Annotated in this window: 18 protein-coding genes; 11 read left to right on the top strand and 7 right to left on the bottom strand. The window is 71.9% G+C overall.

Annotation, left to right across the window (positions count from 1 at the left end):
* Position 1: 1 nt before the first annotated feature.
* The 3 genes from CFK41_RS07890 to CFK41_RS07900 are packed head-to-tail and all read left to right on the top strand — an operon-like array spanning position 2 to position 2,756.
* Positions 2 to 1,000 carry an ABC transporter permease gene (locus tag CFK41_RS07890; RefSeq protein ID WP_096799161.1) on the top strand — a complete coding sequence of 333 codons (999 nt, stop codon included), beginning with the start codon at positions 2 to 4 and terminating at the stop codon, positions 998 to 1,000.
* A complete protein-coding gene (locus tag CFK41_RS07895; protein WP_096799162.1) occupies positions 997 to 1,926 on the top strand; it encodes an ATP-binding cassette domain-containing protein in 930 nt (309 codons plus the stop codon). Before CFK41_RS07890 ends, CFK41_RS07895 begins: the two co-directional genes overlap by 4 nt.
* On the top strand, positions 1,923 to 2,756 hold the full coding sequence (locus CFK41_RS07900) for an ABC transporter ATP-binding protein (protein ID WP_096799163.1): 834 nt from the start codon (positions 1,923 to 1,925) through the stop codon (positions 2,754 to 2,756). Before CFK41_RS07895 ends, CFK41_RS07900 begins: the two co-directional genes overlap by 4 nt.
* A 67-nt stretch (positions 2,757 to 2,823) precedes the next feature.
* On the opposite strand, the gene CFK41_RS07905 is transcribed toward CFK41_RS07900, so the two are convergent.
* From CFK41_RS07905 to CFK41_RS07920, 4 genes are all read right to left on the bottom strand, one after another.
* Complete coding sequence (locus CFK41_RS07905) at positions 2,824 to 3,444, bottom strand: TetR/AcrR family transcriptional regulator (RefSeq protein WP_096799164.1); 621 nt, start codon at positions 3,442 to 3,444, stop codon at positions 2,824 to 2,826.
* An 83-nt stretch (positions 3,445 to 3,527) separates the two neighbouring features.
* Positions 3,528 to 4,268, bottom strand: a complete 741-nt coding sequence (locus CFK41_RS07910) for a sulfite exporter TauE/SafE family protein (protein ID WP_151904708.1) — start codon at positions 4,266 to 4,268, stop codon at positions 3,528 to 3,530.
* A 73-nt stretch (positions 4,269 to 4,341) separates the two neighbouring features.
* Positions 4,342 to 5,877 carry a UDP-N-acetylglucosamine 1-carboxyvinyltransferase gene (locus CFK41_RS07915; protein WP_151904709.1) on the bottom strand — a complete coding sequence of 512 codons (1,536 nt, stop codon included), beginning with the start codon at positions 5,875 to 5,877 and terminating at the stop codon, positions 4,342 to 4,344.
* An 86-nt stretch (positions 5,878 to 5,963) separates the two neighbouring features.
* A complete protein-coding gene (locus tag CFK41_RS07920) occupies positions 5,964 to 6,491 on the bottom strand; it encodes an HNH endonuclease (RefSeq protein WP_096800998.1) in 528 nt (175 codons plus the stop codon).
* Positions 6,492 to 6,745: 254 nt separating this feature from the next.
* Between CFK41_RS07920 and CFK41_RS07925 the strand changes: the two genes are divergently transcribed.
* Positions 6,746 to 8,464 carry a cation:proton antiporter gene (locus CFK41_RS07925; RefSeq protein ID WP_227873256.1) on the top strand — a complete coding sequence of 573 codons (1,719 nt, stop codon included), beginning with the start codon at positions 6,746 to 6,748 and terminating at the stop codon, positions 8,462 to 8,464.
* A 178-nt stretch (positions 8,465 to 8,642) separates the two neighbouring features.
* A complete protein-coding gene (nagE, locus tag CFK41_RS07930; RefSeq protein WP_096799166.1) occupies positions 8,643 to 10,601 on the top strand; it encodes an N-acetylglucosamine-specific PTS transporter subunit IIBC in 1,959 nt (652 codons plus the stop codon).
* 67 nt (positions 10,602 to 10,668) lie between these two features.
* Here nagE and CFK41_RS07935 read toward each other — a convergent pair whose 3' ends face one another.
* Entirely contained in the window at positions 10,669 to 14,064 is a 3,396-nt protein-coding gene (locus CFK41_RS07935) for a phosphodiester glycosidase family protein (protein WP_096799167.1), read from the bottom strand.
* A 144-nt stretch (positions 14,065 to 14,208) separates the two neighbouring features.
* On the opposite strand from CFK41_RS07935, the gene CFK41_RS07940 reads away from it, so the two are divergent.
* Both CFK41_RS07940 and helR read left to right on the top strand, forming a co-directional pair.
* Positions 14,209 to 15,585 (top strand): hypothetical protein, encoded by a 1,377-nt coding sequence (locus tag CFK41_RS07940; RefSeq protein ID WP_096799168.1) that lies wholly within the window; start codon positions 14,209 to 14,211, stop codon positions 15,583 to 15,585.
* 171 nt (positions 15,586 to 15,756) lie between these two features.
* A complete protein-coding gene (gene helR / locus CFK41_RS07945; RefSeq protein WP_227873257.1) occupies positions 15,757 to 17,961 on the top strand; it encodes an RNA polymerase recycling motor ATPase HelR in 2,205 nt (734 codons plus the stop codon).
* Here the strand turns inward: helR and CFK41_RS07950 are convergent.
* Positions 17,918 to 19,438 (bottom strand): peptide MFS transporter, encoded by a 1,521-nt coding sequence (locus tag CFK41_RS07950; RefSeq protein ID WP_096799169.1) that lies wholly within the window; start codon positions 19,436 to 19,438, stop codon positions 17,918 to 17,920. The two genes, helR and CFK41_RS07950, sit on opposite strands and share 44 nt — an antisense overlap.
* A gap of 66 nt (positions 19,439 to 19,504) precedes the next feature.
* Positions 19,505 to 21,004: a phytoene desaturase family protein gene (locus CFK41_RS07955; protein WP_096799170.1), complete on the bottom strand. Its 1,500-nt coding sequence runs from the start codon at positions 21,002 to 21,004 to the stop codon at positions 19,505 to 19,507.
* Positions 21,005 to 21,079: 75 nt separating this feature from the next.
* Here CFK41_RS07955 and CFK41_RS07960 point away from each other — a divergent pair, with 75 nt between their 5' ends.
* The 4 genes from CFK41_RS07960 (at position 21,080) to CFK41_RS07975 (ending at position 25,191) form a co-directional block, all read left to right on the top strand.
* Positions 21,080 to 21,931, top strand: a complete 852-nt coding sequence (locus tag CFK41_RS07960) for a siderophore-interacting protein (RefSeq protein ID WP_096799171.1) — start codon at positions 21,080 to 21,082, stop codon at positions 21,929 to 21,931.
* Positions 21,928 to 22,572, top strand: a complete 645-nt coding sequence (locus CFK41_RS07965) for a DNA-3-methyladenine glycosylase I (protein ID WP_096799172.1) — start codon at positions 21,928 to 21,930, stop codon at positions 22,570 to 22,572. The genes CFK41_RS07960 and CFK41_RS07965 overlap by 4 nt, the downstream gene beginning before the upstream one ends.
* A 67-nt stretch (positions 22,573 to 22,639) precedes the next feature.
* Entirely contained in the window at positions 22,640 to 24,004 is a 1,365-nt protein-coding gene (locus CFK41_RS07970; protein WP_096799173.1) for an O-acetylhomoserine aminocarboxypropyltransferase/cysteine synthase family protein, read from the top strand.
* 50 nt (positions 24,005 to 24,054) lie between these two features.
* Positions 24,055 to 25,191: an FAD-dependent oxidoreductase gene (locus CFK41_RS07975; RefSeq protein WP_096799174.1), complete on the top strand. Its 1,137-nt coding sequence runs from the start codon at positions 24,055 to 24,057 to the stop codon at positions 25,189 to 25,191.
* The last annotated feature ends 27 nt before the right edge of the window (positions 25,192 to 25,218 follow it).

The following is a 25,218-nucleotide window of genomic DNA, read 5'->3' on the forward strand; positions in this document are numbered from 1 at the left end:
GATGAGCACAGTCACCACCGCCATGGCCGAGGAGACGGCCGCGCCCCGCGCGAACACGCTGCGCTCGTTCAACTTCTCCGGCCGCTTCTGGGTCGCCCTGGTCCTCGTGGTCCTCGTGATCGTGCTGGGCCTTGTGGGCCTGGTGTATCCCACGGGGCCGGGGGAGAAGGTCGGCTCGCTCTACGACGCCCCCGGCAACGGACTCCTGCTCGGCACCGACAACTTCGGGCACGACGTGCTCGCGGTGCTCATGGCCGGGACCCGCACCTCGCTGATCATCGGCCTGGTCGCCGGGATCGTCGCGACCACCATCGGTGTCACGGTCGGTCTGCTGGCCGGGTACGTCGGCGGCTGGTTCGAGGAGATGCTCATGGGCGTCACGAACGTGGTGCTCGCGATCCCCTCGATCGTCGTGCTGATCCTCATCTCGATGTCGCTGCCCGAGAGCTCCATCTGGTCGCTCGCCGTGGTCATCGGCATCACCTCGTGGCCGTGGACCGCGCGCGCCGTGCGCGCGCAGGCCTCCTCGGTCGCGACGCGCGAGCACATCGACGTGGCCCGGCTCTCCGGGGCGAGGCTGCCCGGGATCCTGCTCAAGGACGTCCTGCCGTACATCCTGTCCTACACGGTGATGGCGTTCGTGCTGCAGGTCGCCGGCGCCATCCTCGCCGAGGCCGCGCTGTCGATGCTCGGCCTCGGGCCCTCGGGAACGAACTCCCTGGGCACGCAGCTGCACTGGGCGCTCGCATTCCAGGCCGTCGCCACCGGCGCCTGGTGGGCGTTCCTGCCGCCGACGATCGTGCTCACCCTGGTCTCCTTCGGCTTCCTGCTGCTGCAGGCGAGCCTGGACGAGGTGTTCAACCCGAGGCTGCGCCGCGGCCGGCGGAAGCAGATGAAGCAGGCCGCCGCGCGGCGTGCTGAGGAGGCCCGCCTGCTCGCGGAGCGGGGCTCCGAGGCGTCCACCCCGACCGTCAGCACGAGAGCAGGTGAGAGCACATGAGCGCCGAGAAGCAGGCATCGGCCGGAAGCACTCCGGGCCTCCTGGCCCGGGCGGAGGACGTCCGGTGCGTCTACGGAGGCGGGGAGCAGGACTTCACCGCCGTCGACGGGGTCACCGTCGAGCTCGCGGAGGGTGAGATCCTCGGCCTGGCCGGGGAGTCCGGCTGCGGGAAGACCACGCTCGGCAACGCGCTGGCGATGATCGCGACCCCGCCGCTGTACGTCCTGTCCGGCACGCTCGAGATCGACGGGGAGCGGATCGACCTCTCGACCCTCACCCCGGCCGACGTCAAGCGGCATCGGCCCCATCGGGGTCGGACCGTCTCGATGCTCCCGCAGGGGGCGATGAACTCCATCAGCCCGACCCTGCGGATCAGCAGCCTCGTGCGGGACGTGATGCGGGCGCACGACTCCAGCATCTCCAAGGACGAGGCGCTGGATCTCGCCCGGGACCGGCTGAAGATGCTGGAGATGCCGGTCCGCGTGCTCGACTCGTACGCGCATCAGCTCTCCGGCGGGATGAAGCAGCGTCTGATCACCGTGATCTCGACGCTGCAGAACCCCCGGCTGCTCATCGCGGACGAGCCGACCTCGGCGCTGGACGTCTCCAGCCAGCGCATGCTCGTGGAGATGCTCCTGGCGATGGTCGAGCAGAGGATGATGTCGGGCGTGGTCTTCGTGACCCACGACCTGCCCGTCCTCTCGCAGGTCTCGGACAAGCTCGCGATCATGAACGCGGGCCGGATCGTCGAGACCGGGCCCACGCGCCAGCTGGTCGAGGATCCCCAGCACGACTACACGCGCACCCTGCTGTCCTCGGTGCTGGATCCCAGCCACGAGACCCGGCAGCGGGGGATCGCCCGCCGCTCCGCCGCCGCGGCCCCGGCCGCATCGGCCACGACCGTGAAGGAGGTGGGCGGAGCATGAGCGAGCCCGTCGCCGAGGACATGATCACCCGCAGCACGAGCGACCGGGAGATCCTCCTGTCCTGCCGGAACGTCACCAAGGAGTTCAGCGTCGCGGGATCGAGGATCACCGCGGTCGATGACGTGAGCCTCGAGTTCCCGGAGGCCAGCGTGCTGGCCGTGGTGGGGGAGTCGGGGTCGGGGAAGTCCACCCTGGCCCGGATGCTGCTGCGGCTGATGCCGGTCACCTCCGGGACCATCACGTTCCGCGGGCAGGACGTCACCCATCTCAAGGGCAGCGGACTGCGCGAGTACTGGACGGAGGTCCAGGCGGTCTTCCAGGACCCCTTCGCCTCCTTCAACCAGTTCTTCACCGTGGGCTCCCTGCTCCGTCGCAGCCTCGCCCTGGCCAAGATCCCCAAGGACGAGGCCGACGCCCTCATCGAGGAGTGCCTGGGCTATGTGGACCTGCGGCCGAAGGAGGTCCTCCACAAGTTCCCGCACCAGATGTCCGGCGGCCAGCGCCAGCGGATCATGGTGGCGCGGGCGCTGATGATGCGGCCCAAGGTGCTGCTCGCGGACGAGGCGACGAGCATGCTCGACGCAACCCTGCGGGTGAACGTGCTGAACGTGCTGCACGACCTCAAGAACGATCTCGGGCTGACCGTCCTGTTCATCACCCACGACATCGGCCAGGCGTGCTACCTCGCCGACCGCGTCGCAGTGATGGAGAAGGGCAAGGTCGTCGAACGGGGCACGACGGAGGAGGTCATCTTCGCTCCTCAGGCGGACTACACCCGCCGTCTGCTCGCCGACGTCCCCGATCTGAAGGGGAGCCTCAAGCACGGCTGACCCGCCGCACGCGAAGGGCCCCGCACCGCGATGATCGGGTGCGGGGCCCTCTGCTGCGTGCCGGGGCTCAGGGAACCGGCGCCAGCAGGGTCGCGAAGGACTCCAGCGTCCGCTCGAGCTCGACCGACGGCTCCAGCAGCCACTGGACCTGGAGGCCGTCGGAGGCGGCGATGAGGAGGGCGGCGATGTCGCGGGGATCCACGTCCGAGCGCACCCGGCCGGCCTCCTGCTCGACAGCCAGCCGATCGGCGAGATCCCCGCGAACGCGCGCGAAGCGGTCGCTGAAGAAGGCGTGGGAGGGCGTCTGGTCCGCGGCCAGGGCGGCGGCGACCAGGGTGCTGTAGAGCTCGACCTTGCCCGGCACGCCCACGTTGACCACCGCGGCCCGGGTCAGCACCTCGAGCGCGGTGAGATCGTCGTGCTCGGGCGACTCCAGCGTCGACTCCGCGTGCTCGTACACCGCCACCAGCAGCTGCTCGCGGGAGTCGAAGTAGTGCAGCAGCGCCGCGTGGGAGACCCCGATCGCCGTCGCGATGCCGCGCAGCGAGACCCCTCCGGACCCGCGGTCGCGGAACACCTCGATCGCTCGGTCCAGGATCTCCTGACGCCGCGCGACGCCCTTCGGATACGAGCCGGCGCGGCCGACCACCGTGGGTGGTTCATCCTCGCGACGCTGCTCGGGGGTCATGGCACCGATGATATCGAGGATCGTGCTGGTCGCCCGAGGTTCCGGGGCATTCGTCGGAGGTCCCGACAGGCGGGCCGGGAGGCTCAGCCCAGGGCCAGCACGCCCCGCACGAGCGCCAGCAGCGCACCGGCCGACGCGATCACGATGACCGGGCGCATCATGTCGGATCCGTCGACCCTCCGGGCGAGACGATCGCCGACGACGAGTCCGGCCAGGAGCGCGAGCAGCAGCGCCGTCCAGCCGGTCGGGGAGAAGGCGGGCAGCGCCCGCTTGGCCGCGAGCGACACCGCCCCGAGCACCAGGCCGTGCAGCTGCGCCGTGGCCGCGAACCGGCGATGCTCCCAGCCGGTGGCCCGGGCGTAGACGACCACCCCGGGCCCGCCGACGCCCGCGGTGACGTTCATGAACCCGGAGGCGAAGCCGCCCACGGCGCCGAGGGCGGTCGAGGGCGGGAGGGTGCGCCCGCGCATGAGGACGGTGGTGGCCAGCCCCAGCACCACCAGGAGGCTGACCACGATCGTCAGGGGAGCCTCGGGCAGCAGCGCCACGGCGAGCGCACCGGGCAGCACGCCCACCACGCCCATGGGGACCAGCACCTTCGCGCGGGTCCAGTCGATGTCACGGTGCACCTGCACCAGGATCAGGGAGTTGGCCACGCAGGAGGCGGCGTTGACCGCGAGGATCCCCTCGAGCGGTCCGAGCACGAGGACCAGGAACGGCGCCGTCAGCAGCGCGAAGCCCATGCCGGTGGCCCGCTGGGCGACCGCCCCGACGAAGGTGCCGGCCGCCATGCCGAGAACGAGCAGCGCTCCGGGATCGTCCACGTCGCTCCTCGCTCCCCACGCAGGACGGACCGCACCGAGAGCCGGTGCGGTCCGTCAGGCTGTCACATCCGGATCAGATGTCGCGGAACGTCTCGATCCGTGCGCCGAGCTTGTTCAGCCGGGCCGCCAGATCCTCGTAGCCGCGATTGATGACGTACACGTTGCGCAGCACCGAGGTGCCCTTCGCCGCGAGCATCGCCAGCAGGATCACGACCGCCGGCCGGAGCGCCGGCGGGCACACCAGCTCCGCGCCGCTCCAACGGGTGGGGCCCTCGATGAGCACCCGGTGCGGGTCCATGAGCTTCACGTTCGCGCCGAGCTTGGTGAGCTCGGTGAGGTAGATGGCGCGGTTCTCGTAGACCCAGTCGTGCAGCATCGTCTGGCCCTCGGCGGTCGCCGCGATCACGGCGAAGAACGGGAGGTTGTCGATGTTCAGGCCCGGGAAAGGCATCGGGTGGATCTTGTCGATGGGGGCCCTGAGATCCGAGGGGTGGGTGGTGACGTCGACGAGGCGGGTCCGCTCGTTCTCGGCCATGTACTCCTCGGAGCGCTCGTAGCGCAGGCCCATCTCCTCCAGCAGCGCCAGCTCGATCTCCATGAACTCGATCGGCACCCGGCGCACCGTGATGCTCGACCGGGTCACGATCGCGGCGGAGATCAGGCTCATCGCCTCGATGGGGTCCTCGCTGGGCGCGTAGTCCACGTCGGTGGAGATCTCCGAGCGGCCGCGCACCCGCAGGGTGGTGGTGCCGATGCCCTCGATCTCGACGCCGAGCTTCTCGAGGAAGAAGCACAGGTCCTGGACCATGTAGTTGGGGCTGGCATTGCGGATCACGGTCTCGCCCTCGTAGAGGGCGGCGGCGAGCAGAGCGTTCTCGGTGACGGTGTCACCGCGCTCGGTGAGCACGATCGGCCGACGCTCGCCGGTCACCTCGGAGGTGGTGGCCTGGTAGTGGTGGTCGGTCGCGACCACGCCGAGGCCGAAGTGGCGCAGCGCCGACATGTGCGGCTCGACCGTGCGGGTGCCGAGGTCGCAGCCGCCGGCGTACGGGAGCTGGAAGGTCCCGGCGCGGTGCAGCAGCGGGCCGAGGAACATGATGATCGAGCGGGTGCGGCGGGCGGCGGCGGCGTCGATGGAGGTCAGGTCCAGCGTGGCGGGGACCTGGAGCTCGAGGTCGTTGTCGGAGTTCAGCCAGGTGGCCTTCACCCCGATGGACGTGAGCACCTCGAGCAGACGGTTGACCTCCTCGATGCGTGCGACCTTGCGCAGCACGGTGGTCCCGGTGTTCAGCAGCGAGGCGCACAGCAGCGCCACGCCCGCGTTCTTCGAGGACTTCACGTCGATCGCGCCGGACAGGGTGGTCTCGCCCTGGACGCGCAGGTGGCTCGGGCCGGAGCTGCCCAGGCCCACGAGCTCGGAGTCCAGCGCGGACCCGATCTTGGAGAGGGTCTCCAGGGTGAGGTTCTGCTGGCCCTTCTCGATGCGGTTCACGGCGCTCTGGCTCGTGCCGAGCTGGCTGGCGAGCTGGGCCTGGGTGAGGCCGGAGTGCTGACGGGCGTCGCGGATGAGAGTGCCGATCCGCGCCAGGTAGTCCTCGTTCTCTGTCATGTCGTGACCGTAACTCATAGATGAGATACGTGCTGTTGGGGCGGAGTGTCTCGATGGTCACGTTGCCACAGGGCCCGTCGGCGTCCTCACGCTGGGACCAGCACCGGGAGCCTCTCCACGAACCCGCCCACGCGGTAGGCGAGAGCTGGGTCATAGGGGTCGACGCGCAGCGGCATCCCGGCCTCCTCGGGCGTGCGGTCCGCCTTGCGGTTGTTGCACTCCTTGCACGCGGAGACCAGGTTCGTCCAGGAGGAGAGCCCGCCCCGGGAGGAGGGGAGGATGTGGTCGACGGTCGCCAGCAGCGCCTCGCGGGCCGGAGACTTCGACACGCTGCGGCCGCAGTACCCGCAGGACCAATGGTCCCGTTCGTGGACCGCCCGGTAGGAGAAGCCGACGGACCGCTGCCCGGCACCTTCGACCCATGCCCCGCTGAGCTCGCGGGTGAGCTCGAGGGCGGTGGGCACGATGCGATCCCCGAGCATCGTCAGCTCGACGGGATCGGCGACCTCCCGGCGGATCATCCCGAAGGCGTGGCGGACGGTGGTCGTGTGCAGGAGCTCGCCGATGCGCGTCTCGGGGTCGTACCCGAGGTTGTAGACCCTCACGACTGCCATGGACACCACCGCCCCTCCGGGACCTCACCTCGAGTGTGGCCCGATTCACGTCCGGTCTCCACTGAATAGTGCGCCGTGGAGCGGTCTGCCCGATGGCACCCGTGCGTACGGCCTGGAAACTCTGCGTGTCGCGGCGGAGAGGGCCGCACGTTCAGCAGTCTCCCCGCGCCGAGCGGGCGGAGATGGAAAAATGGCGGTGCCCGGAGAGCGGGCGAGCCTCCTCGCGGCGGGGCGGGGGCGACGGAGGGCGATGCATGGGTCTGGAACAGATGGGGCTGGAGCAGTTCGAGGTCGTGGCCGTGCTGGCCGTGCTGATCATCGTCGGGGCGTCCTACTTCTCCAGCCGCTTCGGGCTCGCCACCCCGATCATCCTGGTGATCGTGGGCCTTGCCGTGAGCGTCATCCCCGGGATGCCGCTGATCGCCCCCGAGCCCGAGCTGATCCTCGCCGCCGTCCTGCCCCCGCTGCTCTACTCGGCCGCGGTCAACATGCCCGTGATGGACTTCCGGCGGGACCTCAGCACCATCGGGGCGCTCTCGGTGGTCCTCGTGCTGGTCTCCGCGTTCGGGGTCGGCGCTCTGCTGTGGGCGATCTTCCCGGACCTCGGCTTCGCGGCCGCCGTCGCCGTCGGCGCCGTGGTCAGCCCGCCGGACGCGGTCGCCGCGACCGCGATCGGCAAGCGACTCGGCCTGCCGCCCCGCCTGCTGACGATCCTCGAGGGGGAGGGTCTGGTCAACGACGCGACCGCCCTGGTGCTGCTGCGCACCGCCGTCGCCGCGACCGCCGGAGCCTTCTCCTTCTGGCACGCGGCGGGCGACTTCTTCTACGCGGTGGTCGTCGCGATCGTCATCGGCGCGGCCGTGGGCTTCATCGCGGTGCGGATCCGCTCCAAGATCGACCAGCCGGTGCTCACCACCGCCATCTCCTTCGTCGTCCCGTTCATCGCCTTCCTGCCCACGGAGCTCGCGCACGCCTCGGGGGTGCTGGCCGTGGTCGCCGCCGGGCTGGTCACCGGCGCCAGCGGCGTGCGGCGGCTCAGCGTCGCCGACCGCAACGCCGAGCGCACCAACTGGCTGACCGTCCAGCTGCTGCTCGAGAACGGCGTCTTCCTCCTCATGGGGCTGCAGCTGCGCACGCTGGTCACCGACGTCTCCGACGGCGGGCTCTCGGTGTGGCATGCCGTCTGGGTGGGGCTGGCGGTGACGGTGCTGCTGGGACTGGTCCGGGTCGCCTTCGTGGTGCCGGTCGTGTTCACCGCCCGCCGGCGCCGACCGGATCACGAGGAGCAGGCGCGGCGCTTCGACGAGGCGCTCGAGCGAGTCTCCCGGGACGAACGCTTCCAGCAGCACCCGCGCGGCGCCCGCATCGAGCGCTGGCTCCAGCGCCGACGCGCCGATGCACGGTTCTATGCCGGCAACGGCCTGGGCTGGCGGGGCGGGGCGGTGCTGGCCTGGTCGGGCATGCGCGGCGTGGTCACGCTCGCCGCGGCGCAGTCGCTGCCCACCGACTTCCCGTACCGCACCCAGCTCGTGCTGGTCGCCTTCGTGGTCGCCCTGGTGACCCTGGTGGGCCAGGGTGGGACGCTGCCGCTGCTGATACGGGTGCTCGGCATCCGCGGCACTGATGAGGAGCAGGCCCGGCGTGAGCTCGCGCTCCTGCTGGTCGAGGTCAACGAGGCCGCCGCGGGCCAGGTGCTGGACAACCCCGATCTGCGCCGCCGCGGCGGGGAGCGCTTCGACGACTCGGTGATCGAGAAGGCGCGGATGGTGCTGTCGCGGATCTCGGATCCGCAGGCGAGGGCCGCGGCCGGGGACCCCGTCAAGCAGCAGTACCCCGAGCTCATGCAGCTGTTCCTCGACGCCCAGCAGGATGCCCTGGACGAGGCGCGCTCCACGGGGAGCTACGACTCCCACACGATCAAGCGCGCGCAGAAGCAGCTCGACCAGGGCTCCGTGCGGCTCTCCGGCGCCTGAGCCGGACCTCGAGGACTCGAGCTCGCCCCGACGGACGGGGTGCGGCGTCGGTCATGCCGGCCCCACCTGAACGTGCTCCCGGAGCGCTCCGGGAGGACACTCTGGGCTGATCCCCGGACAGCACCCCCGGCACCGTCGTCGGCTCCTCGGGCGCGTCCCCGCTCCTCGAGAGGTACCCATGAAGTTCTTCCAGCGCCTGGGCAGATCGCTGATGCTGCCGGTCGCCGTGCTCCCCGTCGCCGCGATCCTCAGCGGCATCGGCTACTGGATCGTGGCCGCCACCGGTGACGATGCGAACATCGTCGGCGGATTCTTCACCATCGCCGGCGGTGCGATCCTGGACCAGCTGCCGCTGCTGTTCGCGATCGGTGTGGCCATCGGCATGGCCAAGAAGCCCGACGGCACCTCTGCCCTCGCCGGCCTGGTCTCCTGGCTCGTGGTCACGAACCTGCTGTCCCCGTCGAGCGTCGCGATCTTCAAGGGCATCGCCGAGGAGGACGTCAACCTCGCATTCAGCAACGTCGAGAACGTCTTCGTCGCCATCCTCTGCGGGCTCATCGGCGCGAGCGCGTACGACCGCTTCAAGGACGCCGAGCTTCCCGACGCCCTCGCGTTCTTCTCCGGCCGCCGCTCCGTCGCGATCGTCGCCGCCGGCGCCTCGCTCGTGCTCTCCCTGGCGCTCTTCTTCGTGTGGCCGCTGGTGTTCACCGGCCTGGTCGCCTTCGGCGAGTTCATCCTGACCCTCGGCCCGCTGGGCGTGGGCATCTACGGCTTCCTCAACCGTCTCCTCATCCCGCTGGGCCTCCACCACGCCCTGAACTCCGTGTTCTGGTTCGACGTGGCCGGGATCAACGACCTCGGCACGTTCATGGCGGGCACCGGCACCTACGGCGTCACCGGCCAGTACATGACCGGCTTCTTCCCCGTGATGATGATGGGCCTTCCCGGCGCGGCGCTCGCGATGTACGTGACCGCGAAGTCGTCCCGCCGCAAGGTGGCCGCGGGCGTGCTGTTCTCGAGCGCGATCGCCTCCTTCTTCGTGGGCGTCACCGAGCCGCTCGAGTTCTCCTTCATGTTCCTCGCCCCGGGCCTGTACGTGGTCCACGCGCTGTTCACCGGCATCTCGATGGCGATCAGCGCGATGCTCCCGGTGCGGATGGGCTTCGGCTTCTCCGGCGGGTTCATCGACCTCGTGCTGGGCTGGGTGAACCCCATGGCGCAGAACCCGTGGGCGATCCCGCTGATGGGCATCTTCTGGTTCGCGGTGTACTTCCTCGTGTTCCGCGCGATCATCCTGAAGTTCGACCTCAGGACCCCGGGTCGGGACGAGGACGACCTGCTCACCGATGAGGCCACCGTGCTCTCCGGCGAGAAGAAGCACCTCGCCACGGCAACCGCGTTCCTCGCTGCGCTGGGCGGCAGGGACAACATCCTGGACCTGGAGAACTGCACCACCCGCCTGCGCATGGAGATCGCGGATCTCTCCCTCGTGGACGACGCGGCCCTCAGCCACGCCGGCGCCGCGGGGACGGTGCGGCCCGGTGGACGGTCCGTGCAGGTCATCTACGGCACGAGCGTCCAGTTCGTGAAGGACGCGATGGAGTCGATCATGACCGGCCGGGTCGAGCCGGTCGACGGCGCCGAGTCGATCGCCGCGGCGGAGTCCGGCCCGGTGTCCGACACGGTGTCCGACGCCGCAGGGTCCGGCGCTGCGACCGTGGTGCGTGCCAGCAGCCTGGTGCGCCTGCGCCAGCCCCTGGCAGGTGCCGTCGTCCCGCTCTCCGAGGTCCCCGATGCGACCTTCGCGCAGGAGATCATGGGGCCGGGCGTGGCGGTCGAGCCGACCGGCGGGGAGGTCGTCGCCCCGGCGGCCGGGACCGTCGGCCATGTCTTCCCCACCTCGCATGCGGTCGCGCTCGTGCTCGAGGACGGCACCGAGCTGCTGATCCACGTCGGCGTGGACACGGTGCAGATGAAGGGCGAGGGGTTCACCACCCTCGTCGAGGCCGGTCAGCACGTCACCGCAGGGACCCCGCTGCTCCGCGTGGACCTCGACGCGGTCCGTCGGGCGGGCCATCCCACGATCACCCCGATCATCGTGATGAACGACAAGGACGCGCGGATCGAACTGGTCTGACCCCACCAGCGCACAGCGGCCGCCCGGAGCACTCCGGGCGGCCGCTGTCGTCATCGGGCGGGCGGACTCAGCGCGGGACGACCTTCACCGTGGTCGTCGCCGTGCGTCCGTTGACCGTGATCTTGAGGGTCGCGGTGCCGGGGCGCATCGCGGTGATCTCCCCGGTGGCCGGGTTCAGCCGCACCACGCCGCTGTGGTCGGAGCCCTTCGCCCCGTCGGCGTCGAGGATCCGCACGTTCCTCCCACCCCACTGGGCGGTCACCGGCCAGGCCACCGGCACGGCCCGGCCGTCCTGGGTGAAGCTCGCCGTGGCCTGGCCCGTGGTGCCCTTCCTCAGGGTCGCCGGTGCCTGCACCGTGAGCTCGTCGACCCAGGGACGGGTCTCGGCGGCGAGCCAGTCCACGCGGTCCTGGGTGCTCGGGGCCGTGCCCACGACACCGGCGGAGGGATCCACGCCCAGCATCGTCCAGCCGGTGAATCCGCCGGTCGCGGGGGTGCCGGCGGGGTTCTTGCCGGAGTTGCCGTTGATCAGCGTGGTCACCCCCTCCACCGCCGCCCCGTGGAAGACGCCGACATGGCCGTTGACCAGGGCGACGGACGTGCCCGAGGTGCGGCGGAAGTCCGCGAGGAGGTTCTCGACCGCGCGCGCCTCCCGCTGATCGGTGAGCTGGCTGCTCTTGCTGGGCAGGGGATCGGTGGGCGGGTGATGGAAGAAGACCGTGACCCCGGTCAGGTCCTCGTCCTCGGAGGCCTCCTGGAGTGAGGCCTCGAGGTCAGCGATCTGGTCGAGCCCGCCGCCGGCGAGAGTGCCCGAGGAGGTGTTCAGGGTGATCACCCGGGTGCCTCCGAGGTCCTGCTGCGAGGTCACCGGGCCGAACGCCTCCTCGAAGTTCGAGATGTCCCCGCCCATCACCTCGTGGTTTCCGGGCACGTACACGTAGGGGATCTCCTCGCCCCACTCCTCCTCGAGGATCTTCTTCGCGAGGGCGAAGTCCTCGGGGGAGGCCTCGTCGACGAAGTCGCCGTTGATCACCAGCAGGTCCGGCCGGGCCTGCTTGATCTCCCGCAGCGTGCGGCGCGCGCCCTCGACGGCTCCGGAGTCGGGATCGGCGGCGATGAACTGCGCATCGCTCATCACGGCGATCTGCTGGGGACGGTCCACCACCGTCCCGGTGGTCAGCAGCGCGGCGTCGTGGACAGGTGCCTGCTCGGGCGCATCGGTCGCCGGGGTGGTGACGGCCTGGAGGTTCGCGACGGCGATGTCCCCGGTGTACTGCGCCTCGGGACGGGTCTCCATCATCCGCACCCGCTGCACGGTGAGCGGCTGGGCGAGTCCGTCCGGCACCGTGAAGCGCACCTGGTCCCAGCCCTCGTGCTCCACGGTGTCCCCGTCGAGGTTGGTCACGGTGCCCTCGGCATCGGCGACCTGCAGGCGGGGCCACACCCCGCTGGCGTCGCCCCGCACATCCATCGTGAAGGACAGGGCGTTCCCCTCGACCGTCACGGGCTCCTTCGCGACCAGGTAGAAGCCCCGTGTGGCGGTGGAGGTGGTGAAGTCGAAGCTCATCGAGATCGCGGTTCCGGCCTCGCCGTCGGGACCCTCGGCGGCGCCGATCGTGCCGGTGGCCCGGGCCGCGTCGGTGGTGAAGGCCGTGGGATCGGAGAGGTCCAGAACGGTCGAGGTCTCGGTGCCGTGGGTGAGGGCCACCGTGGTGATGAGCTCGCCGACCGTGAGGGTGATCGAGCCGGTCTCGGTGGCGCCGGTCGCCGTGATGGTCCACGATCCCGGCCCGGCGGGCGTGGCCAGGAAGCCGCCGTCGACGGAGACGTCCACGTCGTCGGTCTCGATCGTGGCGCGCTGGCCGTCGGCGTCGAAGCCGCTCAGGGTCAGCTCGGCGGAGTCCTCGGCGTCGGCCAGGTTCATCGTGCGCTCCGAGGGCTCGAGGCCGACGGCCGGGCCGAGCACTCGGAGCTCCTGCTCGTCCGTCAGCGCTCCCGCGGTGTAGGCGACGGTGCCGGTGCCGCGGTCGGTCCCGCGCACTGTGGCGCCCTCGGCGTCCGAGGAGACGAGGTCCAGGGACCCGGTGGCGGTGAAGGTGCCGTCGGCGAGGAGCGGTTCGAGGTTCGCACCCAGGCCGGTCGCCCGCAGCGTGCGCTGCAGGCCGGGGAACACGGCGGGATCGTCGAGGGCGGTGGTGGTCTGCACGGCGGTGAGCTCCTCCTGCGGGGCGTCGGAGTAGAAGACGAGGGCGTTGGGGACCTCGCGGACCTCGCCGTCGGAGGGGCTGTTCCAGATCGAGGACCCCTCGGCACCGGCGGTGCGCGCGGCCAGCGCCGAGGACCCGCCGCCGTCGAGGTTCACGGCGTTGTGCGCGCCCATGTCGCGCAGGATCGTCCCCGCCTCGGGCAGGGACATCCCGCGGGACTCCGCGGTGCGGCCGTCGATCACCATGACGAACAGCTCGCTGCCGTCCTGGGAGACGCCGACCGCAGTGCGCGGATGATCGGCGGTCACCAGGGAGTCGTCGCCCATCTCGGGCACCTCACCGTCGGTGAGGATCTGGTGGGAGCCCGCGAGACCCATGTCGATGTCCTCGCTGGGCCCCACCTCGATGTCGACCCGGTCGCCGACGGCGAGGCCCGCGACGGTGGTCGCACCGTTCTCACGGCCCAGGAGCACCTGCTCGCCCTCGGCGATGTCCGGGGCGCCGGCGCTGTCCTGGATGCCGCTGACCGTCGTGACCACGCCGTCGACCACGCTCGCGCGGGCCACCTTCCCGGCGGGGGCGTCCGGAGCGCCGATCGGTCGGTCCAGCGTGTAGTCGCCCCAGGCCGCGGTGTACAGGCCGATGCCGTCCGCGGAGATCGAGGGGTTGTTCATCCCGGCGAGCTCGACGGAGGTGCCGTCCGGGAGGGTCGCGGTGCCGGAGGCGGAGAGCGCCTGGATCGCAGCCCGTCCCTCGGCCACGGTGAGCGCCGGCCGCGGGGAGGGCGAGCCCATCTCCACACCCTGCTGGGAGACGGAGGTGTAGATCGGGGCGTCGGAGTGGTTGATGTCGAAGAAGGTGCCGTTGACCGCGGCCACGGCCCGGTCGCCGTGGCCGCCGGAGGTCATGACCTCCTGCAGGGGAGCGCGCCCGGTGACGGAGTCGCCGTGGGCGACGTCCAGGGACAGGGTCGGCACGTCGAGGTCGGCGGTGAGGACGCTGCCCTCGTTCCAGCCGTCCTCCTCCAGCCGGGAGAAGTTCGTGAGGTCCAGGCCCGGGGCGACCTGGTAGGTGCGGGAGTCCCGTAGCACCCCGCCGGCGGCGAGCTGCTCGTCCGTGACCTCCGCCGCGGCGGGCGGCGCCTGGAGCGTCTGCAGGGCGAGGGCGGGGGGAGCGAGGAGGGCGAGAGCGGCCAGCAGGCCGAGCAGCCTCGCCGACGGGGAGGAGGGGCGGGCGGGCGAGGAGGAGGAGACCATCACGAGTCCGAGGAGAGGAAGGGTGGGAGCGCTCCTACCGTAGTGTTCGCGCGTCCCCGGGAAGAGGCGAACGGATGAACCGACGGTGACGACCTCGCGCGGTCCTCGGTGGCAGGAACCGGCCCTGGCCGTCATGCTGGTGGGATGGCGGAACGGACCGAGGGGCACTGGGAGCACGAGCGCGAGCTCGTGCTCTCCGAGTACGCCACCTGGCGGGTCATCGCCGATGACGACGCCCCTGTGGGGATGGAGGTGAGGACCCTGGAGACCCTGCTGCGCCTCAAGGCCGAGCAGCAGGGCAGCCCCGAGCCCGGTTGGTGGACCCCGGAGCTCACCGCGGAGCTGCTCACCGAGGTGGTGCCGCGCATGGTGGTCCAGCCGCGCGAGCGCGTGATGGACCTGGTGCCCACGCTGTCGCGGTTCTTCAGCTGCCTCGCGGAGACGGGCCGCTGGGAGCGCGGGGCGATGCCGATCACCGAGGCGACCGCGATGGTCGAGGCGCTCGAGTTCGCGACCCTCGAAGCGGCCGACGACCCCTCCCGTCGATCGTTCTCCACCAACGTGCTGGGCCACGGGATGTCGCTCGGGGTGGACCTCGAGGACGACGACCAGCTCGCGGGGTACATGCACTGGTACGAGTCGCTGCCGGACGCCGAGCGGGTCCGGCTGGGCGCCACCGGTCGGCTCGTCGACCCGTCCTCGCCGTTCGAGCTCGAGGCGTCGATGCGGGCCGCGGCGGCCGAGGCGCCGCCCTCTGCGGACTGGCCCTGGTTCCTGCCCGACCCCGAGGAGGCCGGGAGCATCTCCCTGGAGACGCTCGCCCCGGATGACGAGGGCACGGCCCACGCCGAGAACGCCTTCGTGCGCCGGGCCGCCGCCCTGCTCGAGCTCATCGGCGAGAAGGGGCGGCCGATCACCGCCACGGGCGCCCTCGGGCGGGCGGACTGCCGCGCGCTGCTCGTGGAGGAGTCCCGGGAGTCGAGCGCCCAGGGGACGGGAGTGCGCAGCATGTGGGAGCGGCCGGAGCTGGCCGGTCCCTGGGTCACCCTGCTGGACGGCGGCTGGCTCGAGATCGTGGGCTCCCGGGTGCGGCGCCTGCCCGGGCCCGTGCCGTTCATCCCGTTCGAGACGGACGCGGACGGCTTCGTCGAGTTCGCGCACGCGGTGCTCACCGCGCATCTGCTGGGCCGTGACGCCCGAGGGGAGGAGGACGGCGGTTTCCACGGCATGCCGGACACCCTCGCCGCGCTGCTCGCCGCCTGCCGGCCCTCGGGGCTCTCGCTGCCCGACCCGGAGTCCGCGGAGACGGCGCTGCCGTCGGTCCCGATCGATCCGGCCACCGGAGGGTGGGACCAGCAGGAGAAGGGCCGCCTCGCAGCCGTGCGCCGGGACCTCGGCGAGCTCGTGGAGAGCGGGATCCTGACGAGGGAGGGGCAGAACACGGTCGGCTCCGCCGCGGTGATGATCGCCCTGGTCGCCCTGATCCGGGAGCGGGACGACGGGAGCGGACCGCAGCGCTGAGCTCGGCGGCCGGAGGACCGGCGGCGCGCCACGGGCGAGCCCGTGCAGTCCCTGCCCGGCGGTCCCTGCCCGCCTGGGCTCAGTCTATTGCCTGGTGGGGGGCTTGCGGCAAGGCCCCCTGGAGGGTTCAGAATCACTCTCCGATCTCCACGACCCCGGGAGCCCCCTCCAGTGACCAGCGCCTTCGACATGACCACCCTCGCCGCCCACAAGACCTCGCCGGAACTCATCGCGGGCGACGACGACCGATTCCACCTCATCGACCAGGCCATGCGGAGGGACCTCGCCGAGACGGAGAACGCCCTCGAGGCGGCGCTGCGCTCACGGGGCGGGGACGCCCAGAGCCGGGTCGAGCGGGACGCGATCGTCGAGCACCACCGCCGCCGGCTCCGCGGCCTGCAGCGCGTCCGGCGGGATGCGGTGCTCGGGCGGATGTCGCCGCTGGACGGCTCGACGTCGATCCACGTGGGCCGGCTCGCGGTCCATGCGGCCGACGGGACGCCGCTGCTGGTGGACTGGCGCTCCCCGGCCGCCGAGCCGTTCTTCACCGCGACACGCGCGGAGCCGCTCGGCCTGGCCTCCCGCCGGCGCTACCGCTGGGCGGACGGCCGGGTGCGCGACTACTGGGACGAGACGCTCGCGGACGCCGCCGACGGGCAGGAGGCGGAGGGCATCAGCCCGGACGAGGACTCCGCCCTGCACGATGCCCTGACCCGCGCACGCACCCCGCAGATGGAGTCCGTGCTCACCACCCTCGCCGCCGACCAGCACGCCGTGATCCGGGCGAGCGCCCGCCGTCCCCTGGTGGTCGAGGGCGGCCCGGGGACCGGCAAGACGGTGGTCGCCCTGCACCGGGTCGCCCACCTGCTCTACGCGGAGCCGCGCCTGCGCGAGCGGGGAGGCGTGCTGGTCCTCGGCCCGCACCGCCCCTATCTCCACCACGTGGCCGATGTGCTCCCGAGCCTCGGGGAGCAGGACGCCCTCACCGCCACCCTCGCCGACCTGCTGCCCGAGGGTGCTGAGGCGCGCGCCGAGACGGATCCGGTGGTCGCAGCGCTGAAGGCGAGCCTGGTGCTGGTGGAGGCGATCGAGCCCGCCGTCGGGCTGTACGAGGAGGCACCCGACCTCGAGCACGAGCTCGAGACCGGGTGGGGGAGCGTCCAGCTGCGCACAGAGCACCTGGCGGACGCCTTCGCGGCGGTGCATCCCTCGACCCCGCACAACCTCGCCCGGGAGGAGATCTGGGACGAGCTGGCCGAGATCGTCCTGGCCGAGCTCGCGGAGGGGCTCGAGGAGACGCCCTCCGTCGAGGAGGTGCGCGAGGACCTCCTGGCCGACGAGGATCTGGTGCGCGCCGTGCACCGCGCCTGGCCCCTGCTCGAGGCGACCGACCTCGTGGGCGACCTCTTCGAGGTGCCCGCCTACCTGCGCCGGTGCGCGCCCTCGCTCAGCCCCCAGGAGGTTCAGCTGCTCCAGCGCGAGCACCCCCGCGCCTGGACGCTGGAGGACCTGCCGCTGCTGGACGCCGCCCGCCACCGGCTCGGCGACCCGGGCGAGGAGGCTCGCCGTCGAACCCGTCTCGAGGCACAGGAGGAGACGGCCGGCGAGATCGAGCTGCTGACCGACTACCTCATCGCGTCCGACAGCTCCGACATGCAGGAGATGTCCATGCTGCGCGGCGAGGACCTCCGCCGGGCGCTCGCCGAGGCCACCCCGGTCGAGGTCGCCGTGCCGGACGAGCTGGCGGGCCCCTTCGGTCACGTCGTGGTGGACGAGGCGCAGGAGCTCACCGATGCCCAGTGGGCGATGGTGGTGCGCCGCAGCCCTTCGGGCGGCCTCACCCTGGTCGGGGACCGCGCACAGGCCGCCCGGGGCTTCACCGAGTCCTGGGAGGAACGGCTGGCGCGGGTCGGCATCGACCGGATCGAGCGGTCCGTGCTGAGCCTGAACTACCGCACCCCGGCGGAGGTGATGCGATGCGCGGAGCCGGTGATCCGGGCCGCGCTGCCCGGGGCGGATGTCCCCGTCTCGATCAGGGAGTCCGGGATGCCGGTGCGTCACGGCCGGCCCGAGCAGCTCGAGGGGATCCTGCAGCAGTGGCTCGCCGAGCACGCGGAGGGGACGGCTGTGGTGATCGGCGAGCACCTCGCCCCGGATGCCGACAGCACCGCCTCCCGCACGGGGCGGGTGACGGTGCTGTCTCCGCGGCAGGTCGCCGGGCTCGAGTTCGACCTCGTGGTGCTCGTGGTGCCGGAGGCCTTCGGCACCGGCATCGAGGGCGCGGTCGCCCGCTACGTCGCGATGACCCGTGCCACCCAGGAGCTGGTGGTGCTCAGCGCACCCCGCGCATGCCCCGGCTCACGGGCTTCGCGATGAGGAGCATGAGCAGGCCGATCGCGATGGTGATCGCGCCGAGGGCCCCGAAGTACGCCGTCTCGGTCTCGGCGGAGTAGAAGCCCGCGAGCGCCCCGGAGAGCGAGGTGCCCAGGGCGACGGACAGGTTGTACAGGGCCATCATCATGACCGGGTACGCCGCGGGGGCGAGCTTCGTGGCCAGTGAGAGGCCGACGGGCGAGATCCACAGCTCGCCGACGGTCGCCACCAGCATGATCATCGCGATCCACAGCACCGGCACGGCGACCACCGATGCCATCGGCAGGAACAGCAGGAACGCGGAGCCCATGAGGATGATGCCCACCCCGAACTTCAGGGGCGTGCCGGGCTGGCGGGTGCCGAGCTTCGTCCACAGCGCCGCCAGCAGCGGCGCGAGCACGATGATGAAGAACGGGTTGAAGGACTGCACCCAGGAGATCGGCATGGTCCAGCCGAAGATCTCTCGGTTCAGCCGGGTGTCCGAGTAAAGGGTGATCACGGTGAACTGCTGCTGGAACAGGGCGAAGAATGCCGCCGTGCCGATGAACAGCGGGATGAAGGAGACCACGCGCGAGCGCTCGTCCGCCCCGAGCTTCTTGGAGGTGAGCAGCAGGGCGAAGATGACGATCGCGCCGATCACCGCGAGGGCGGCGACGACGGTGGCGAGGTTGGCCGCGTTCAGCACGCCGGTGAGCACCAGCACGAGCACCAGCACGACGACCGCGATCCCGATGCCGGCCCACAGCGGGTAGTACCTGCGGGGCAGCGGGTTCGGGACCTCGTGGACGCTCTGCGGCAGGCCCTTGCGGGTCAGCGTGTACTGCAGCAGGCCCAGCGCCATGCCGATCGCGGCGAGGCCGAAGCCGAGGTGGAAGCCCCACTGCTGCTGGGCGATGCCGGTGACCAGCGGGCCCAGCAGGCCGCCGATGTTGATGCCCATGTAGTAGATGGAGAAGCCCGCGTCGCGGCGCGGGTCGTCGCGCGAGTAGAGGGAGCCGACCAGGGTCGCGGCGGTGGACTTCAGGCCGCCCGAGCCGACACCCACGAGCAGCAGGCCGGCCATGAGGCCCGGGACGCCGGGGATCAGGGCGAGCGCGATGTGGCCCAGCATGATCATCACGGCGCTGCCGAACAGCGTCCGCTCGGCGCCCAGCAGGCGGTCCGAGACCAGGGCGCCCAGGATGGAGAAGAGGTAGACCGATCCGCCGTACGCGCCGACGATGCCCAGGGCGACCGTCTCGTCGATGCCGAGGCCGCCGTCGGTGGCGGCGAAGTACATGTAGATCGCGAGGATGCCCTGCATCCCGTAGAAGCTGAACCGCTCCCACAGCTCGACGCTGAACAGGTTCGCAAGAGGGCCGGGCTGACCCAGGAAGGTGCGCCCGGAGGGGTTGTGAGAGTCCCGCTCCGGCGTGATCGGAGGGGGACCGGGGATCGCTGGAGAATTCACGGAGAGCAATGGTGTGTCATCCGTCGACATGTTTCCACCGGGAGCGCGCCCGGTGTGAGCAGTCAGTCCCCGCGGCGATGGCAGGCTCCCCGCCTCTCAGACGGCGGCGGAGGGTGCGAGATCCGGCATCTCGCGGATCCCGAACTCGTGCTCGAGCACCCGTCGGGCGGCATGCCAGCCGGACATCCCGTGCACACCCGGGCCGGGCGGCGTCGCCTGGGAGCACAGGTACCAGCCGGTGCCCGCAAGGCGGTACGGATCCAGCCGGGCGGTGGGCCGGGCGATCATCCCGGCCATCGTGACCCGGCCCATGGAGATGTCGCCGCCGACGAGTGCGGGGTTGTGCTCGGCCATCTGGGAGGCGGGGATGCCCTGGGAGGCGACGATGAGGTCCCGGAAGCCGGGGGCGAAGCGCTCGATCTGCGCGGTCACGTGCTCGGTGGGGTCGGTGGTGTCCCCGGCGGGGACGTGCGCGTACGCCCAGAGCGGACGCAGCCCGCCGTGGATCCGTCCCGGATCCACCACTGACGGATCGCTGACCAGGGTCATCGGGCGCTGTGGGAAGCGACCCGCGGCGACCTCCGCCTCCGCGTACGCCATCTGGGCGCGGCTGCCCCCGAGGTGCTGGGTGCCGGCCTCGGCGACCTCCGGGTCGCGCCACGGCACCGGTCCCGAGAGCACGAAGTCGACCTTCGCCGCGCCGTCGCCGTGCGGGAAGCGGCGCAGCGCCCGCTCGAGCGAGGCGGGGAGGCGGCCGCCGAGGATGTCCGCCGCGGCGGGAGCGGGAGTGTCCAGCAGCACCGCGCGGGCGGCGGGCACGTCCCGCCAGCTGCGCACGTGATGTCCGGTGAGGACCCTGCCTCCATGGGCGCGAAGATCCGCCACCAGCACGTCGACGATCGACTGGGAGCCGCCGACGGGGATCGGCCAGCCCACGCCGTGGGCGATCGACCCCAGCAGCCCGGCGGTCCCCGCCATCGCGAGAGACGGCATCGGACCGATCGCGTGCGCCGCCACACCGCCCAGCAGGGCGCGGGCACGCTCGGTGCGGAAGGGGAGGTTCCAGGCAGGGGTGCCCTGGAGGCCGATGAGGGCGCCGAACAGCGGCGCGGCGAGCAGGGTCCGCGGGGACAGCAGCGCCGGGGGGACCGAGCGCTTGTCCCCGAGGGCCAGCTCGACGACGAGGTCCTGATGGCGGGAGAGCGTGCCGAGGGTCGCGCGCCAGGCCGGGCCGTCGACGCCGAGCCCGTCGGCCGTGCGCTCCACGTCGCGCCAGGCGATCGCGGCCGGCTCGTCATCCAGGGGCTGGGCGTAGGAGGCGGTGGGCGCGACGGCCCGGACGCCCCGGGCCTCGACGTCGAAGGCCGAGAAGAACGGACTGGCGAGGGCGAGCGGGTGGGCGGCCGAGCAGATGTCGTGCACGATCCCCGGGGCGAGGCCGAGATCGAGCGTCCGGGCGCCGCCGCCGATCGTGTCCTGCGACTCGAGCACCTGCACCGAGAGGCCGGCGCGCGCCAGCGTCACCGCGGCGGCCAGCCCGTTGGGGCCCGAGCCCACGACGACCACATCGACCTCGGGCACGGGATGGATGCTCATATCCCCAGCCTAGATCAGGCGCCGGGTGGATGATCCAGGGATTTACGGAAGCGGGATGTCGCGTAATGTGGGGGCATGCAGACCGCCACCGATCCCTCCCGCTCCGCCGACCTGCCCGCGAAGCGCCCCGCACGGCCGCAGGCCGTGCTCGAGGTGCAGGCGAAGACCCGGATCTCGCCGCGCCTGCTGCGCCTCACCCTGGGCGGCGAGGGCTTCAGCGCCCTGCGGCGCTCCGAGAGCACCGATGCCTACGTCAAGCTGCTCATCGCCGACCCGGCCTCCGGGCTGCACCCGCCGTACGACCTGGAGGCGCTGCGTGAGCAGAGCCCTGAGCTGCTCCCCACGCGCCGCACCTACACGGTGCGCCGCTGGGACGACGAGCACCAGCGCATCGACATCGATGTGGTGCTGCACGGCGAGGGCGAGGACAGCGGCGTGGCCGCCCGCTGGGCCGACGAGGCGCAGCCCGGCGACCTCATCGCGCTCAACGGTGCAGGCGGGGGGTACACCCCGGAGCCGGACACCCGCCGCCACGTGCTGATCGGCGACCACGCCGCTCTGCCCGCGATCGCCTCGGCGCTGGAGTCGATGGCGGCGGACGCGACCGGGATCGCGCTGGTCCATCTCGAGCACGAGGAGGACCGGCTCGAGCTGAGGCGCCCCGAGGGTCTCGAGCTGCGCTGGGTGATCGGGACGCGCGAGGAGCTGGTGGAGCAGGTGCGGGACCTGGACCTCGAGGACCACGAGGGCCTGCAGGTGTTCTGCCATGTCGAGCGCGGCGTCACCAAGCAGCTGCGGCAGGTCCTGGTGAAGGACGCCGGCATCCCGCGCGAGCAGATCTCGATCTCCGCCTATTGGGCGCTGGGCCGCATCGAGGACCAGTTCCAGGCCGAGAAGCGAGAGGCCGTCGGGAAGATCGACGGATGAGCACCGGCCTGCACATCGGCGAGGACGGGCTGGCACGACCGGCGTGGGCGTCGGTCCACGACGACCTGCGCGAGTATTACGACACCGAATGGGGCATGCCCGTCCGTGACGAGCGCGGCGTCTTCGAGCGCCTCGTCCTGGAGGGATTCCAGTCCGGTCTGAGCTGGGCCACGATCCTGCGCCGGCGCGAGGGGTTCCGCCGCGCCTTCGCGCACTTCGACGTCGACGCGGTGGCGGCCTTCGGCCCCGCGGACGTGGACCGTCTGCTCGCCGACGAGGGCATCATCCGCCACCGTGGCAAGATCGAGGCCACCCTCGGGAACGCCCGGGCGGCGATCGCGCTGCGCGACCAGGAGGGCCCCGGCACCACCCTGGCCGACCTCGTGTGGTCGTTTCGGCCCGCGCGCACGCCGATCCCCGCCACGGCGGCAGAGATCCCCACCACCAGCCCGGAGTCGGTCGCGCTGGCGAAGGACCTCAAGCGGCGCGGCTTCCGCTTCGTGGGCCCCACCACGATGTTCGCTCTGATGGAGGCCCTGGGAGTGGTGGACACCCACCTGCTCGGCTCCCACCGCCGCGGCACCTCCGGGGTGTGGGCGAACGACGGCACCCCCGTCGCGGAGGGCAACACTCCGTCATAGACCTCGCACCTCGACACCGCGCGACCTCAGGATGGGCAGGTCAGAACGGCGGGGGAGAGGAGCGGCGATGAGCACGACAGCGACGGGCGCAGCAGGGGAGAGCACGGCGGGGTCCCGGGCGTCGGCGACCAGCACGGCGGGGATCCACGCCGGGTGGGACGCCGGCGCCGACGGTCATCGAGCGCTCACCCCGCCCATCCACACCGCCAGCGCCTACGCCCAGACCTCGCACGGAGCGCTCAAGCAGCTCTTCCAGCGCCGTGCCGACGGCTTCGCCTACTCCCGCTCCGGCAACCCCACCACTGCGGTGCTCGAGCAGCGGATCACCGCCCTCGAGCACGGCATCGGGGCGATCGCCGTCGCTTCCGGCCAGGCGGCGACCACCATCGCCCTGTGCGCCCTGGCCGCCCCCGGCGGCCATGTCGTCGCCTCCTCGCGACTGTACGGCGGCACCACCGAGTTCCTCGACGACACCCTCGCCGACTTCGGGGTGACCTGCACCGTGGCCGACCCCTGGGACCTCGAGGCGTGGGAGGCGGCGTTCACCGACCGGACCCGCGCCGCGATCGTCGAATCCATCGCGAACCCGGGCGCGCAGCTGCTCGACCTCGACGCCCTCACCACGATCGCCCATGCCCACGACGTCCCGGTGGTCGTCGACTCCACCCTCGCCAGCCCCGCCCTGTACCGCCCCGGTGACCACGGCGCGGACGTGGTGGTCCACTCCGCGACCAAGTACCTGTGCGGCCACGGCACCACCATCGCCGGGCTGATCGTGGACACAGGCCGCTTCGACCCGCGGCGATGTCCGGAGCGGTGGCCCCGTCTGACCACCCCGAACCGGCGCTTCGGCGTCACCTTCGCCGACGAGTACGCCCGGGGCGGCTCCGGGCTGCTGGGCTACGCCCGCGCCAAGTACGTCACCGATCTCGGCACCACCCTGTCGGCCTCCAGCGCCCAGCAGATCCTCGTGGGGATCGAGACGCTCGACCTGCGGATGCGCAAGGTCAGCGCCGACGCCGCCGCCCTGGCCTCCCACCTGCACGGGCTGGAGGGGGTGGCGAGGGTCGAGCACCCCACCATCCCGGGCCGACCGGACGCACCGCTGGCGGACCGGGACTTCCCCCGCGGCACCTCCGGGGTGTTCTCCCTGGAGCTCACCGGGGGAGAGGACGCCGCCGCGGTGTTCTGCGATGCGCTGTCGCTGTGGACCATCGCCGTGAACCTCGGCGACGCCCGCTCGCTGGTCTGCCACCCCTCCAGCACCACCCACTCCCACCTCACCGATGCCCAGCGCGAGGCGTGCGGGGTGCGGCCCGGGACGGTGCGCCTGAGCGTCGGACTCGAGGACCTCGAGGAGCTGCGCGCCGACCTCGACCAGGCCCTCGCCGCCGCCTCGGCGAGCATCGGGGCGGTCACCGCCGCGGCGTGAGATCGCTCGCGCCGCGGAACACCACCCGGCATCGCGTCGTTGTGCCCGGCATGACGAGCGAGGACGGGACCGCGGTGCGGGACGTGGACGTGGTGGTGATCGGGGCCGGTCAGGCCGGTCTGTCCGCCGCCTATCACCTGCAGCGTCGCGGAGGTCTGCGCTTCGTCGTCCTGGACGCGGAGGACGGGCCGGGAGGCGCCTGGCGGCACCGCTGGGACAGCCTCACCATGGCCACCGTCAACGGCATCCGCGAGCTGCCCGGCATGCCCCCGGTCGAGGCCGATGATGGCGTGTCCTCGAACCGGGCGGTCCCCGCCTACTTCGCGGACTTCGAGCAGCGCTTCGCCCTGCAGATCGAGCGCCCTGTCCGGGTGACGCTGGTGGAGGACGATCCCATCGCATCCGGCCCCGGGCCCCGCCCGCTGCTGATCCGGTCCGTCGGGCGTGACGGGGCCCCTCGGCCGCTGCTGCGGACCCGGGCGGTGCTGAACGCGACCGGCACCTGGACCCGCCCCTTCCGGCCCGTGATCCCGGGTGCGGGGGACTTCCGCGGCATCCAGCTGCACACCGCCGAGTACGTGCGCGCCGAGGACTTCACCGGGGCCCGGGTGGGGATCATCGGCGGCGGCATCAGCGCGATCGGCCACCTGCTCGAGATCGCCGAGGTGGGGAGCACCTTCTGGTACACCCGCCGACCTCCCGTATTCGCCGACCGCCCCTTCACCGAGGAGCTCGGACGGGAGGCCGTCGCCGGGGTGTGGGAGCGGGTCCGCCAGGGCCTGCCCGTGCGCAGCGTCGTCTCCGCCACCGGCCTCGTGCGGACCCCCGCCGTGCAGGAGGCGGAGCGCCGGGGCCTGCTCGAGCGTCGGTCGCTCTTCACCCGCATCACGCCCGACGGCGTGATCGAGGCCGACGGGAGCGAGACCCCGCTCGACGTCCTGCTGTGGGCCACCGGCTTCCGCCACGAGCTGCGCCACCTGCGGCCCCTCGGACTGCGCAGCGAGCACGGCGGCATCGCGATCGACGGCACGACCGCCGCGGTCGACCCCCGGATCCACCTGCTCGGCTACGGCCCCAGCGCCTCCACCATCGGCGCCAACCGCGCCGGCCGCGCCGCCGTGAACCGACTGGTCCGCGACCTCCACGATCTCCACGATCTCCCTGTGCGAGCAGTTCCGGTGAGCTGAGGACCTGCCGGTGGTCGCGGTCCTAGA

The sequence above is a fragment of the Brachybacterium ginsengisoli genome, from assembly GCF_002407065.1.
In the GTDB taxonomy this organism is placed as follows: Bacteria; Actinomycetota; Actinomycetes; order Actinomycetales; family Dermabacteraceae; genus Brachybacterium; species Brachybacterium ginsengisoli.